Origin of the sequence: Paenibacillus sp. FSL R7-0302 (assembly GCF_038006885.1) — a bacterium.
In the GTDB taxonomy this organism is placed as follows: Bacteria; Bacillota; Bacilli; order Paenibacillales; family Paenibacillaceae; genus Paenibacillus_AQ.
The window spans coordinates 1257317-1271253 of sequence record NZ_JBBOWB010000002.1; the positions used below are offsets into that span (position 1 = coordinate 1257317).

Genomic DNA, 13937 nt, shown 5'->3' on the forward strand with positions numbered 1-13937 from the left:
AGTCTTTTTGCATAAGGGGCAGTGTTCGAGAGTAAGTGCGGCGGTGTGTGAGCCAAGGATTCACGGAAAAACGAAAAAAATGGGACTAGCTCAACGTGTAGGCTGGATGTAGTCGAAAAACCGACCACAATTGGAGCAGAAGCGCCGTGTAGGCCAAATGTAATTGAAAAACTGACCACAACGGGCAGCGCCAAGTAAATATTTTTTACCTGGTAAGATGAGTTTGGCCGCCCGCCCTTGACATCCGCTGTTGCTGGAGAATTTGTTCTAATATATAATGGTTTGAGATCAGTTCGGGATTTCATGCGGTGATCAAACCAACCGAAAATAGGAGTTGTCATATAAATGGCTTTGAAAGCAGGTATCGTTGGACTTCCCAACGTAGGCAAATCGACATTATTCAATGCAATTACACAAGCGGGCGCAGAATCCGCCAACTATCCGTTCTGCACCATCGACCCGAACGTCGGGGTTGTAGAAGTACCGGACGAACGTCTGGATAAGCTGGTGGAGCTGGTACAGCCGAACAAGACGGTTCCGACCGCTTTTGAATTCGTCGATATTGCCGGACTGGTGCGCGGTGCGAGCAAGGGCGAAGGCCTGGGCAACAAGTTCCTGGCCCATATCCGCGAGGTGGATGCCATTGTTCATGTGGTGCGCTGCTTCGTCGATGAGAACGTGACCCATGTAGACGGCAAGGTGAATCCGATCAGCGACATCCAGACGATTAACCTGGAGCTGATTCTGGCTGACCTGGAGAGCGTGGAGAAGCGGATTGAGCGTTCCCGCAAAAATATCAAGGGCGGCGACAAGAAATACGCCCAGGAAGTAGAAGTACTGGAGCGCGTTAAGGAAGCCCTGTATCAGGACCAGCCTGCACGCAGTCTGGAGTTGTCTGACGATGAGCGCCAGATCGTGCGTGATCTTCACCTGCTCACGCTGAAGCCGGTGCTGTATGCGGCGAATGTGGGCGAGGATGAAGTGGCGACTGCCGAGGAGAATCCTTATGTGCAGCAGGTCCGTGAATTCGCAGCAGCCGAGAATGCTGAAGTCGTGCCGATCAGTGCCAAGGTGGAAGCGGAGATTGCGGAGCTGGAAGGTGAAGACAAGGCGATGTTCCTAGAGGAGCTGGGTCTGCAGGAATCCGGGCTTAACCGTCTGATCAAAGCGGCTTACAAGCTGCTGGGTCTGTACACTTATTTCACTGCGGGTGTTCAAGAGGTTCGTGCCTGGACTATCCGCAAGGGCACTAAGGCCCCTGGAGCAGCGGGCGTGATTCACACTGATTTCGAGCGCGGTTTTATCCGTGCGGAGGTTGTGGCTTACACCGATCTGGTGGCGGCGGGTTCAATGAACGGTGCCAAGGAACGCGGGCAGCTGCGTCTGGAAGGCAAGGAATATCTGGTGCAGGACGGCGACGTTATGCATTTCCGGTTCAACGTATAGATACTTTTCGCTTGTTATAGAGAGGCCATTCAGGAGTAGAGGTACTTGCTTGCTGGATGGTTTCTTTGCGTCATTCGGACTGGGTGCCGGTGTATAAGCTGGCCGGAGGCTCAACATCATAAGATCATACAGAATCTTAATTTAAAAAAATCCCCGGCCCGCCGCATGTACTGTAGCCAATTGAGGCTTGTGGTGGTATAATATAAAGTCGTATATCTACTTCAGTTGTAGCAACGATTTAAAGTAATAATGAACGAAGAATTTGAATCAGGAGAGGTGAATTCCCTTGTTGGACCGATTGCAATCCCTGGCGGACCGCTATGAGAAACTCAGTGAACTGCTATGTGACCCGGATGTTGCAAGCGACAGTAAGAAACTGAGGGACTATTCCAAAGAACAATCCGACTTGCAGCCCGCCTTCGAGGCGTATAGCGAATATAAGAACGTAATGGAAGAGCTTGAAGCCGCGAAGATGATGCAGGCCGAGAAGCTTGATGATGAAATGAAAGAAATGGTCAAGATGGAAATCGATGACCTGTCCGAGCGTCAGGCCGTTCTTGAGGAGAAGATTCGTCTGCTCCTGCTGCCTAAGGACCCTAACGACGACAAGAACGTAATCGTGGAAATCCGCGGCGCAGCCGGCGGGGACGAAGCGGCCTTGTTCGCCTCTGACCTCTACCGGATGTATACCCGTTATGCCGATACCCAGGGCTGGCGCGTAGAGCTGATGGATGTGAACACGAATGATCTCGGCGGCTTCAAGGAAGTCATCTTCCAAATTACCGGGCGCGGCGCTTACAGCAAAATGAAATTTGAAAGCGGCGCACACCGTGTGCAGCGCATCCCTACCACAGAATCCGGCGGACGTATCCATACCTCTACCTCTACCGTTGCCGTAATGCCGGAAGCGGAAGATTTCGAAATCGAGATTCATGACAAGGATATCCGTGTCGATACCTTCTGTTCGAGCGGTGCGGGCGGACAGTCCGTTAACACGACCAAATCAGCAGTACGTGTAACCCATGTACCTACGGGGATCGTGGCTACCTGCCAGGACGGCAAGTCCCAGAACTCCAATAAGGATAAGGCGCTGAAAGTGCTGCGTACCCGGATCTCGGATTTGAAGCGGCAGGAAGAGGAAGCGAAGTATTCCGGAGAACGTAAAAGCAAGGTGGGAACCGGTGACCGCAGTGAGCGTATCCGTACCTACAACTTCCCGCAGAGCCGTGTGACGGATCACCGGATCGGCTTAACCCTCCACCGTCTGGATCAGGTGATGAACGGGGATATTACCGAGATTATCTCGGCACTGTCAATTGCGGAACAAGCAGAATTGATGGAAAAAGGAGAATAATGCTTTGAAACACGACTCTTATGTCATGCCTGACGTGCAAAGCATCCGGGAAGCCTTTGCGGAGGCTTCTTCTTTTTTGGCCGGACACGGCCTTACGGAGCCGCAGCGCAGCAGCCAGCTCCTGCTGGAGCATGTGCTGGGCTTGTCCGGGGCGGCTTATTATATGGCGCTGGCTGATCCGTTCCCGCTGGCGCGCAAGGCCGAATGGGAAGCGCTGGTGACCCGCCGGGCGGCGGGAGAACCGGTGCAATACATCACCGGCGAGCAGGAGTTCTACGGCCGGGCCTTCGAGGTCACGCCCGATGTGCTGATCCCCCGCCCGGAGACGGAGCTGCTCGTCGAGGCGATTCTGAAGTACGGCGCGGAGCTGTGGCCGGACGGAATGGTGGCGGCCGATGGATGCACGCTGGATATGACAGCGGGCGATCGGGGCGGCACGATGCGGGGCGAAGCCGCACCGGAAGCTGGAGGAGACGAGCAGGGACAAGCAGCGGGCGGCGAGGTCGGCGTGGTGCGGGGCGAAGCCGCACCTGAAGATATGGCGGCTGCGGATGAAGCAGCCGCCCACAGCCCGGCGGGCCGCATCGCCGCCCGCCGGGAGAGCGGCGCGGGCGCAGCCGGCGCCGCACGGCCGCTGACCGCCGTCGATATCGGCGCCGGCAGCGGAGCCATCTCCGTCACGCTGGCGGCGGAAGCGCCGGCGTGGCGGGTCTGCGCCGGCGATATCTCGCCCGGCGCGCTGGCCGTGGCCCGGCGCAATGCGCAGCGGCACGGCACGGCGGTGGACCTGCGGCTCGGCGATCTGCTCGAGCCGTTCGCGGGGCTGGAGACGGATATCCTCGTCTCCAACCCGCCGTACATCCCCGGCGGCGACATCGCCGGGCTGCAGCGCGAGGTGCGCGACCATGAGCCGCGCACGGCACTGGACGGCGGCGGGGACGGGCTGGACCCGTACCGCCGCATGATGGAGCAGCTGCCGCTGCTCCCGGCTCCGCCGCGCCTGGTCGGCTTCGAGCTCGGCCAGGGGCAGGCCGAGCAGGTAGCCGGACTGCTGCGGGCAGCCGGACATTGGGACGAGATCATCACCATCGATGATCTCGCCGGGATTCCCCGGCATGTGCTCGGGATAGCCCGCCGGGGACGGACGTAGCCGGGCCGGTGTAACCGTCTGGTGCGGCGTCATTTTTAGAAGGAGCGGCGCTGCTGTTGCGGTTGGAAGTCCAATTTTCACCGCAGTGACGGCCATGCTTCGAGTCTAATTTTAACCAATAGCCTGCTGAAGATTTGCCGTGCCCCATTAAGCTGCAATCGCTGCGCTAAATGCACTTTGTACAACTAAATTATCTATTATTCCATCCATAATCTGTTTAACTGTATAACGTACACTTAAATTTCCCTCCGCACCCGATGTTCCCGTAATCAAGCAGATTTAGTTGTACAGACTACAATTAGAAGAGGAAAACCATCATCATTTTTACTACTTTTAATTGCACAAAATACACTTATTACTGAGTGGCCGGGAGAACGAGGGGCGGAGTAGATATGCCTATCGCTGAATGGCTGGGAAAGCGAGGGGCGCGTGAGGGCATTGGGAGCGTACGCGCAAGCACAATCTCCTCGGGCGAAGCAGACGAGCCCCAATATTTGGTAAATTGTATTTAGGCGGTCCCTTCCTTTACAATAGACAGGACGGAACTTCTGCCTGGGCGGCTGCCAGGGGACAAGAACGGGAAGAACCAGTACTGAGTAAGGAGACAGAATATGCTTCAGAAGATTAAGAAGATTGACGGCGTTATCCTGGTGATTCTTGTGCTGCTGATGGTGGTCAGCATTTTCTCCATATACAGTGTGACCCACGGGCGTGAGAGGCTGGACGGGTCGCATATTAAGATGATCAAATTCTATATCGTGGGCTTTGTTGCCTTTATCGGGCTGACGTTCGTGGATTACCGCCTGCTTGTAAAATATGCGTTATATGTCTACATCACGGGGATTGGCATTCTGGTAATGGTCAGCTTCATCGGTACAGAGCAGAACGGCGCACAAGGGTGGATCAAGTTCGGCGAAAGCTTCAGTCTTCAGCCGGCGGAGCTGTTCAAGCTGATTCTGATTCTGTTCCTGGCAGCTGTGCTTGTACGCAAGAATAAAAATAAGCTGCTGTTCTGGCGTGATGTGGTTCCGCTGGGATTATTCAGTCTCATGCCGTTTGTCATCGTAATCAGCCAGAATGACCTGGGGAATGCGCTCTCGTACATCGTTATTCTGATCGGTCTCCTGTGGATCGGCAATATTAAATTCACCCATGCGCTGATCGGGCTGCTGGTTATAGGCGGCTCTGCGGCTGCCGGAATTATGAGCTATATTCATTATCACGATGAAATTAAGGATTTCCTGGTAGATATCAAACGCTCGCACTGGATCGAGCGCTTCGACCCGTGGCTGGTGCCGGATAAGGCAACGGCCAAGGCGATCTACCATACGAAGAACGCCAAAATGGCCATCGCCTCCGGCGGCATGAGCGGTGAAGGTTATATGACAGGCAGCTCGGTGCAGACTGACCGTGTGCCATACACCTATTCGGACTCCATTTTTGTACAGATTGCGGAGGAATACGGCTTTGTCGGGTCGGCGCTGGTGCTGCTGCTGTACTTTATCCTCATTCACCGGATGATACTGATTGCACTGGAGTGCAAGGATAGGGGCGGGCCGTTCCTGATCGTCGGGGTGGTGGCGATGCTGCTGTACCAAATCTTTGAGAATATCGGGGCCTTCCTGGGTCTGATGCCGCTGACCGGGATTACGCTGCCGTTCATCAGCTTCGGGGGAACCTCACTGCTGATCAATATGGCGAGCATAGGGCTTGTAATGAGCGTGCGTCTGCATGGGCAAGAGGTGGAGGAGGATCTGCCGAGTCCTGCACTGTATTCTTCCGCCGCCCCCGCCAAAAGAAGCTAACTTATTAAGAATAGTAAAGCCCGCGCCTTTAGGGGGGCTGGATGCTGCTTCATCCATACCGGAATTCTTCGTTAACGAAGGGTTCCGGTATTTTTTTTGCGGTTTAGGAAATTATGATTTTCTCCTTAAAAGCGGCCGGTGAGAGAGGCATTAGCATCGTTCACCCGCAGGGTGATTTTGTTGTGCTTAGAGGGTGAGGGATGTGGGTCAGCTATGCAGAAATAGAAAAATTGAATAAATGCTCCCAATTGCATTACAATGGAAATTAGTGGATTGCAGCCTGGGATGGCTACAGCGGGCGGATTCCTAATCCGGAGAGGTTGAGGGGTTATCCTTATGTTGCAGAGAATCAAAAGAATAGACGGCAGCATTGTGCTGATTTTGATTGTGCTGATGGGGATCTGTATCTTCTCCATTTATAGCGTGACTCATGGAAGAGACGGCCTGGATGGTATGCATATCACCATGCTGAAATATTATGCGTTGGGGTTTATCGCGTTTATCCTGATCACCCTGTTCGATTACCGCCTGCTGGTGCGGTATGGACTCTATATTTACATCGCCGGGATCGGGATTCTGCTGTCGGTCAGCTTTTTCGGCAAGGTGAAGAACGGTGCCCAGGGCTGGATTGGTATAGGAGATTTAAGCATTCAGCCGGCGGAGCTGTTCAAGCTGATTCTGATTATTTTTCTGACCACCGTGCTTGTCCGCAAAAATAAAACCCGGCTCCAGTTCTGGCGCGATGTCGTGCCGCTGGGTCTGATTGCATTCATGCCGTGCGCGCTGGTCATCGTCCAGAATGATCTGGGCAATGCGCTCAGTTATATCGTAATCCTGCTTGGCCTGCTATGGATCGGGCGTATCAAGTTCTCGCATGCGTTGATCGGGCTGATCATCGCGGGCGGGGCGATTCTGGGCTTCATCCTGTGTTATATCAACTATCACGAGCAGACGGTTGATTTTATTGAGAAAACGCTGGGCCGTGATCACTTCGTCAGCCGGTTTGACCCTTGGCTGGTGCCTGAGCTGGCCAGCAGCACTGCTAGCTATCAGACGAAAAATGCCCAGACGGCGATTGGCTCCGGAGGCTTGAAGGGAGAAGGCTATTTGCAGGGCAGCTCCGTACAGAGCAACCGTGTGCCGTATCTGTATTCGGAATCGATTTTTGTGCAGATTGGGGAAGAATTCGGCTTCCTGGGTGCAGCGGCGCTGCTGATGCTCTTTTTTATCCTGATCCACAGATTAATCCTGATTGCCTTGGAATGCAGGGACCGCGGCGGGCCGCTGCTGATAGTCGGGATCGTGGCAATGCTGCTGTATCAGATTCTGGAGAATATCGGAGCGATGACCGGACTGATGCCGCTGACCGGCATTACTCTGCCGTTCATCAGCTACGGCGGAACCTCGCTGCTGATTAATATGGCCTGTATGGGGATTGCGATGAGTGTAAGGCTCTACGGGCAGGATGTGGAGGACGATCTCCCGCTGCCGCAGCCGGACACGAAGGGCAAATCCCTTTTGTCCAAAAACTAGGTGCTTCCGTCTCTACTTCATGAATAATAGATTACTAGGTTTGCAGTCTCTCATTCCTGGACATACTGGGAACATAAGAGGTTCAGAGGGAGAGGGGCTGCGGAAGATGGAGGATGTTAAGCTGGAGCGAGGGGATTCCCTGCGGATTACCTTTAAGTATACTGCCATTTTAATTTGTTTTTTTATGATTCTGATGATGGCCTGGGAAGGGCAAAAAAGCGATGCCGCCGTAGCGGAGGTATCGATCCCGCAGGAGTCAATCCGTCTGCGTATTCTGGCGAATTCGGACGGCACCGGGGATCAGCTGGTCAAGCGCCAGATTCGTGACCGGATCGTGGAGCAGATCAACCAGTGGGTGGCCGGGCTGGAAGATCCGCAGAGCCTGGAGCAGGCCCGTGCCCTGATCCGTAATCATCTGCCGGAGCTGAATGAGCTGGTGGGCAGAGAGCTGGCACAGCGCGGGATTGAATACGGCTATCAGGTGGAGCTGGGTACGGTTCCTTTTCCGACCAAAATGTATGGCGGCCGGGTCTATCCTGCCGGAGAATACGAGGCCGTCCGGGTCACGCTTGGAGCAGGCAAAGGGCAGAACTGGTGGTGTGTGCTGTTTCCGCCGCTCTGCTTCATCGATGCGGGAACAGGGGATGCTGCGGCTGCAGAACCAGCTGCTGCGAAGGCGGGGGCCAAGGATGCGGCTAAGGTCTCAGCCAAGGCTTCGGGAGACGGTGCGAAGGTGAAGGCTGCGGATGGAACAGCGCAAGGGGCAGTATCCAGTCTCTCGGATTCTGCTAACAAGGGAGGAAATGCGGGTGATGCTGCTGAGACACCGAAGGTGAAGTTCTTCGTGTGGGAGCTGCTGAAGAATATCTGGAGCTGGATCTGCGGGTTGTTCGCCTGAATGTCCTGAGAAGGATAGTGTAGATGCAGATTGGATTCTACAGTTTTTGCGCCGGATATGGTACGATGATTGCAGCACTTGAGCAGAGGCGGCTCCACCTGAGGGGGCCGTTTTTGGTCGTATAGTAAACTATAGATTCCTCCTGTTGTCGACAAGCTGCCTAAAACCGAATGCTATAAGCTGGCACAGGGTCTTATGGACCAAATGTATGTGAAAAACAGCATACATTGTGCTGATATAGGAGGCGCATGCCCGAATGTATGTGAAAAACAGCATACACTATGCTGGCGTGAAGGAGTATGGCCCAAATGTGTGCCAAAAACAGCATACATTGGCTACCATGCAGGCGTATGGACCAAATGTATGTGGAAAACAGTATACATTGTACTGGCGTGAAGGTAATCCCATTCATCCGTCAGGATGACTTTGTGCAAAGATAAGAATTTATATGCTTCGCGCTATAATAAAGGACGGCAAAGCCGTTTCCACTTGCGTAATAATTCAATCAGAAAGCTAGTGATGATAGATGACAGAGGATATGCATTCACCGTTCGCGGCCCAGCGCCGCAGCGGTCATATAGAATCTACCCTGTACTGGAGCCTCGTTTCCGGCAAGGAGGGAAGGGATGGCGGATCGGGTAGCTCTGCCGGTTGGCAGCCGGGCGGGAGTGATCTGGACATGATCTCGGAAGCGGCAGCGCTGCTGCGGAGCGGGGAGACGGTGGCCTTTCCGACGGAGACGGTGTACGGACTGGGCGCAGATGCGCGGAATACCGCAGCGGTAGAAGCGGTCTTCGCAGCCAAAGGCCGTCCTTCGGATAACCCGCTGATCGTGCATATTGCCCGGCGGGAGGAGCTCGGTCGCCTGGTGACTGAGGTGCATCCGGTGGCCTCGGCGCTGATCGATGCGTTCTGGCCCGGCCCGCTGACGCTGGTGCTGCCGGTGCGTCCCGGCGTTCTCTCGCCGCTGGTGACGGCGGGCCTGGACACGGTTGGCGTGCGCATGCCGGATCATCCGGTGGCGCTTGCGCTGCTGCGCGCGGCGGATTGTCCGGTTGCCGCGCCCAGCGCCAACCGCTCCGGGCGGCCGAGTCCGACGCTGGCCGCCCATGTGCTGGAAGACCTCGCCGGATATATCGGCGGGGTTCTGGACGGCGGCGCGTCCGGGGTCGGCCTGGAGTCGACCGTGGTGCAGGTGCAGCCGGACGGGACGGTAGCCGTGCTCCGTCCCGGGGGCATCACCGCCGAGCAGCTCGCAGCGGTGACCGGCACTGAAGCGGCCGCAGCGGAGCCGGCCGCCGGGGCGGACACGCCTGCCGGTGCATCCGGCGGCGGGTCCGTGCCTGTGCCGCCGGCAGCCGTGCCCGGCGGCGGCGAAGCCGGCGCTGCTGCGCAGGCGGCCGCCGGCAGCAGCCCGGCGCCGCGCGCGCCGGGCATGAAGTACACGCACTATGCCCCGCGCGGCGCGCTTGGCATCGTACGCGGCTCCTCCGCGCAGCGCGTGGCGGAGACCGCCGCAGGGCTGCTGCAGGCGGCGCAGCGGGCGGGCGAGATCACGGGCCTGCTCCTCTTCGAGGAGCATAGGGCCCTGTATCCCGCCGACCCGGCCGCCTGCACGGTGTCTCTCGGCTCGCTGTCCTCGCCGGAGGAGGCCGCCCGCTTCCTGTATGCCGCCTTGCGGCGCTTCGATGAAGCGGGGGCCACGTACATTCTGGCCGAGGCCTGCCCGGTCACGGGCCTCGGCGCAGCCATCATGAACCGGCTGATGAAAGCCGCCGGTGATTCGGTGATCGACGCAGACTAACGCCGAATTATTATCCCCCGTTCATTCCGGATGGCTTTGCGGACCGTAATGCCGTTATTTTCTCATATTAGCCCATTTTCCAGGCCTAAAGGACTGTAATGCGCTTATTTCCTCTCCGCCAGCTCATTTTGGGGTGGAAGTCAGCAGATAAGCGCATGGGAGTCCGTTGGCCCGCGCAAAAGTGGTTTTTCTCAAAAATAACGGCTTCTCAGTCCGTGACAAGCCAGAATCTCCAGTTCCTGCCATCCACCCCGCAGTCATGAATACCATCTTGTCCGCATATCGTTGTTGTACAAGAACTTACGGACTCAGGGTGGAGGGCTATTCATGGGCTGGGACGGAATGGTTGGGGGCTGGGGCGGAATACATGGGGGCTGGGGCCAGATAGTAACAGTGGCCATTATGGCAGTTGCGCTGGGGATGGATGCGTTCTCGCTTGGCGTGGGCATCGGGATGAGGGGCATCCGTCTGCTGCATGTGCTGCAGCTTAGCCTGCTGATTGCTTTTTTTCATGTGCTGATGCCGCTGCTGGGCTTGTTCACGGGCAGCTATGTCGGCCATTTGCTGGGACAGGTTACCACCTATGCTGCCGGAGGCCTGCTTGTTCTGCTGGGCGGACATATGGTGTTCAATTCCTTCCGCCAGGAAGACGGCGGCAGCAGCCGGCAGATGGATCACCGGACAGTGTGGGGCATGCTGCTGATCTCGCTCAGTGTAAGTGTGGATTCTTTCTCGGTCGGGGTTTCGCTGGGGATGTTTGTGAATAGTATTATTCTAACCGTGCTGGCCTTCGGTGCCTGCGGCGGTGTTATGTCCATTACAGGGCTGCTGCTGGGCAGGCGGGTGAGCCGGGGCCTCGGAGAGTACGGGGAAGCGCTGGGCGGAGCCATTCTTCTGGCGTTTGGCTTGATGTTCATCTTTTGATACAATAACGGCAATACCCATAATTTTTAAGCTTGCTTCATACCGAAATTATAATGTTTACCGGAGGTGGAAAGGTTGCTGCATATTTTATTTGTCTGCACAGGTAATACCTGCCGTAGTCCCATGGCCGAAGGGCTTCTGCGGAAGCTTGCGAAGGAGCGGGGCATTCATGTGGAGGTGCGGTCTGCCGGAGTTTCTGCTGTCCCGGGTACTTCCATATCCAGACATGCTGCCGGCATTCTCCAGGATGAAGGGATTCAGGACCGCATCGTATCCTCTCAGCTGGACGGGGAGGCAGTGGCTTGGGCCGATCTGATCCTCACCCTGACAGGAGCGCATAAGCGGCACTTGCTGCAATATTTTCCTGAAGCGGTACCCAAGACCCATACCCTTAAGGAGTATGTCCAGACGCAGGAATCCGTGAACGCCGATATCCGGGAGCTGGACAGCTTGTATGCAGATGCGGAGCTGAATCTGGCCCTGGGCACCGAGCCGGATGCTGCGGCTATGCAGCGGATGATTGAGATCCGCCAGCGTATCCCCAGCTTCGATATCAGTGATCCGTTCGGCGGCTCGCGTGAAGATTACGAGCTGGCGGCTGCCGAGATCCGTACGGCGCTGTACGGTCTGCTCGATAAGCTTGAATCGCTGAGACGGCTTTGAAGTGGTTGATTTTTTGCCGCCAATCCCTTAAGATGTAATAAATATGATCCGGTTCCGGTGTAACTGGCGACGAGTGTGGATGAAACCACGATGGAGCACCTGGAATAAACGGCCGGTCGCCTGGGCAAAAGAGCACATCCGCAGTTCAACCTGCGGACTGCTCTTTTTTGTTTAAAAGTTGCATCTCCATGGAAATCAGAAACGGTTGAAGGGGGCGGTAAGATGGAGGAAGTCCTGAAGCAAAAGTCAGGGGAGGATCGCTTATCCGGTATGGCGGCTGCAGAGCAGCAGCTAACGGGCGGCGGGGAACTTTCTTTGGCCGCAGCCACTGCTGCGGTAACGCGTGAACTTGCAGTAGCGGGCAAGCTCGGTCCGGGGAAGATCCTGGTCGTCGGAGCCAGCACCAGCGAAGTGGCGGGCAAGCGGATTGGGACAGGCGGTGCGCTGGAGGTTGCGCGGCAGCTGCTGGAGGGGATTACGCAGATTGCGGATGAATTCGGCTTTCACCCGGTCTACCAGTGCTGCGAGCATTTGAACCGTTCGCTCGTGATGGAACGCGCTCTGCTGGAAGCCCTTGGTCTCAGAGAGGTGTCGGCTGTACCCATTCCGGGAGCCGGAGGCTCTATGGCTGCTGCGGCCTACCAGTCCATGACAGATCCGGTGCTGGCAGAGACCATAGAGGCTCATGCCGGTATAGATATCGGGGAGACCCTGATTGGCATGCATCTGCGCCGGATTGCCGTACCTTACCGGCCTAGCCTGCGGGTTATCGGGGCTGCCCGGGTAAATGCCGCATGGAGCAGACCGCCGCTGATCGGCGGGGAACGGGCCGTGTACCGCACGCCTGAGACTAGCGGTTCCGTGAATTGTGACTGAAGTGAGAGGGTTTAACTAACACCACATAAATCAGAGTTACAGGGAGGAAATTAGAAACATGGAACAATTGCGTAAAAGTGACCCGGCAGTACTGGAAGCGATGGGCCTCGAACTGAGCCGTCAGCGTGCGAACATTGAACTTATTGCCTCAGAGAATATTGTAAGTGAAGCCGTCATGGAGGCCATGGGCTCCGTGCTTACGAACAAATACGCCGAAGGTTATCCCGGCAAGCGTTACTACGGCGGCTGTGAAGATGTGGATATCGTAGAGAACCTGGCCCGTGACCGTGCCAAGGAGCTGTTCGGTGCCGAGCATGCCAACGTGCAGCCTCATTCAGGCGCACAGGCTAATATGGCTGTATATCTGGCTGCGCTCAAGCCCGGCGATACCGTTCTCGGTATGAATCTGGCGCATGGCGGCCATTTGACCCACGGTAGCCCGGTGAATGCTTCCGGAATTCTGTATAACTTCGTGGCCTATGGCGTACAGGAGGATTCCTTCCTGATCGATTATGATGAAGTGCGCAAAGCCGCCTTCAAGCACCGTCCCAAAATGATCGTTGCCGGTGCGAGCGCGTATCCGCGTACGATTGATTTTGCTGCACTCGGTTCGATTGCAAATGATGTGGGCGCTCTGTTCATGGTCGATATGGCTCATATTGCCGGTCTGGTAGCTGCCGGTCTTCACCCGAATCCGGTTCCTCATGCCCACTTCGTCACTACAACTACGCACAAAACCCTGCGCGGTCCGCGCGGCGGGATGATTCTGTGCAGACAGCCATGGGCTGCCGCTATTGATAAAGCGGTCTTCCCTGGTTCCCAGGGCGGACCTTTGATGCATGTGATTGCGTCCAAAGCCGTATCGTTCGGCGAAGCGCTGCAGCCTTCATTCAAGACTTATGCCGAGAGCGTAATTAAGAATGCCAAGGTGCTGGCGGAGACCCTTGTCGGCGAAGGGATTAATATTGTATCCGGCGGAACCGATAACCATCTGATCCTGCTCGATACCCGCAACCTGAACATTACCGGCAAGGATGCTGAGAAGGTGCTCGACTCCATCGGAATTACAGTCAACAAGAACGCAATTCCGTTTGACCCGACCAGCCCGTTCGTCACCAGCGGTATCCGCATCGGTACACCGGCAGTTACGTCACGCGGAATGGATGAGCAGGCTATGGTTACGATCGGCCAGATTATTGCAGGTGTCCTGAAGAACCCGCAGGATGAAGCTCACTTGACCCAGGCAGCCCGTGAGGTAGCTAAGCTGACTGAACAATATCCGATTTACCCTGGATTGCAGTATTAATCTGAGTCCCTCTAACATCGCCTTTGCGTATCCGGTTCCGCCGGATTTACGCAAGGGCTTTTTTTGCTGTTACATAATGTTCACAAATGGCTGCCGCGAAAACGTGTGAATTATACTGAAAGTTACATGAAAGTTCATGGAATTTTCAATAAAAGTAGTGAAAGAACTGTGAATAGTA

11 protein-coding genes and 1 riboswitch are annotated in these 13937 nt (G+C 55.8%); all 11 genes read left to right on the plus strand.

Annotated elements, in window-relative coordinates:
- Positions 1-345 precede the first annotated feature (345 nt).
- Positions 346-1446, plus strand: a complete 1101-nt coding sequence (ychF, locus tag MKY96_RS31290; RefSeq protein ID WP_036726185.1) for a redox-regulated ATPase YchF — start codon at positions 346-348, stop codon at positions 1444-1446.
- Between the two features lie 286 nt (positions 1447-1732).
- Entirely contained in the window at positions 1733-2800 is a 1068-nt protein-coding gene (prfA, locus tag MKY96_RS31295; RefSeq protein WP_340946530.1) for a peptide chain release factor 1, read from the plus strand.
- 4 nt (positions 2801-2804) lie between these two features.
- Positions 2805-3950, plus strand: a complete 1146-nt coding sequence (locus tag MKY96_RS31300) for a N5-glutamine methyltransferase family protein (RefSeq protein ID WP_340946531.1) — start codon at positions 2805-2807, stop codon at positions 3948-3950.
- Between the two features lie 611 nt (positions 3951-4561).
- Entirely contained in the window at positions 4562-5755 is a 1194-nt protein-coding gene (locus tag MKY96_RS31305; protein WP_340946533.1) for an FtsW/RodA/SpoVE family cell cycle protein, read from the plus strand.
- Positions 5756-6091: 336 nt separating this feature from the next.
- Positions 6092-7288, plus strand: coding sequence for an FtsW/RodA/SpoVE family cell cycle protein (locus tag MKY96_RS31310; protein ID WP_340946535.1), 1197 nt, complete (start codon positions 6092-6094; stop codon positions 7286-7288).
- A 139-nt stretch (positions 7289-7427) separates the two neighbouring features.
- Positions 7428-8186: a stage II sporulation protein R gene (spoIIR, locus tag MKY96_RS31315; RefSeq protein ID WP_445671516.1), complete on the plus strand. Its 759-nt coding sequence runs from the start codon at positions 7428-7430 to the stop codon at positions 8184-8186.
- A 526-nt stretch (positions 8187-8712) separates the two neighbouring features.
- Positions 8713-9990, plus strand: coding sequence for an L-threonylcarbamoyladenylate synthase (locus tag MKY96_RS31320; protein ID WP_445671504.1), 1278 nt, complete (start codon positions 8713-8715; stop codon positions 9988-9990).
- 327 nt (positions 9991-10317) lie between these two features.
- A complete protein-coding gene (locus tag MKY96_RS31325) occupies positions 10318-10914 on the plus strand; it encodes a manganese efflux pump MntP (RefSeq protein ID WP_340946540.1) in 597 nt (198 codons plus the stop codon).
- 75 nt (positions 10915-10989) lie between these two features.
- Positions 10990-11577, plus strand: a complete 588-nt coding sequence (locus MKY96_RS31330) for a low molecular weight protein arginine phosphatase (RefSeq protein ID WP_340946542.1) — start codon at positions 10990-10992, stop codon at positions 11575-11577.
- 49 nt (positions 11578-11626) lie between these two features.
- A riboswitch (ZMP/ZTP riboswitch) is annotated at positions 11627-11710 on the plus strand.
- Positions 11711-11847: 137 nt separating this feature from the next.
- Entirely contained in the window at positions 11848-12453 is a 606-nt protein-coding gene (locus tag MKY96_RS31335; RefSeq protein WP_340946823.1) for a TIGR01440 family protein, read from the plus strand.
- A 58-nt stretch (positions 12454-12511) separates the two neighbouring features.
- The gene (glyA, locus tag MKY96_RS31340; protein ID WP_340946543.1) at positions 12512-13759 is read left to right on the plus strand and encodes a serine hydroxymethyltransferase; all 1248 of its coding nucleotides are present in this window, start codon (positions 12512-12514) and stop codon (positions 13757-13759) included.
- The last annotated feature ends 178 nt before the right edge of the window (positions 13760-13937 follow it).

Bases quoted from the DNA above. Each gene is read 5' to 3' on its own strand.
- MKY96_RS31335 (WP_340946823.1), top strand. From the start codon at position 11,848: ATGGCGGCTGCAGAGCAGCAGCTAACGGGCGGCGGGGAACTTTCTTTG.
- MKY96_RS31310 (WP_340946535.1), top strand. From the start codon at position 6,092: ATGTTGCAGAGAATCAAAAGAATAGACGGCAGCATTGTGCTGATTTTG.
- glyA (WP_340946543.1), top strand. From the start codon at position 12,512: ATGGAACAATTGCGTAAAAGTGACCCGGCAGTACTGGAAGCGATGGGC.
- MKY96_RS31325 (WP_340946540.1), top strand. From the start codon at position 10,318: ATGGGCTGGGACGGAATGGTTGGGGGCTGGGGCGGAATACATGGGGGC.
- ychF (WP_036726185.1), top strand. From the start codon at position 346: ATGGCTTTGAAAGCAGGTATCGTTGGACTTCCCAACGTAGGCAAATCG.
- MKY96_RS31320 (WP_445671504.1), top strand. From the start codon at position 8,713: ATGACAGAGGATATGCATTCACCGTTCGCGGCCCAGCGCCGCAGCGGT.
- MKY96_RS31305 (WP_340946533.1), top strand. From the start codon at position 4,562: ATGCTTCAGAAGATTAAGAAGATTGACGGCGTTATCCTGGTGATTCTT.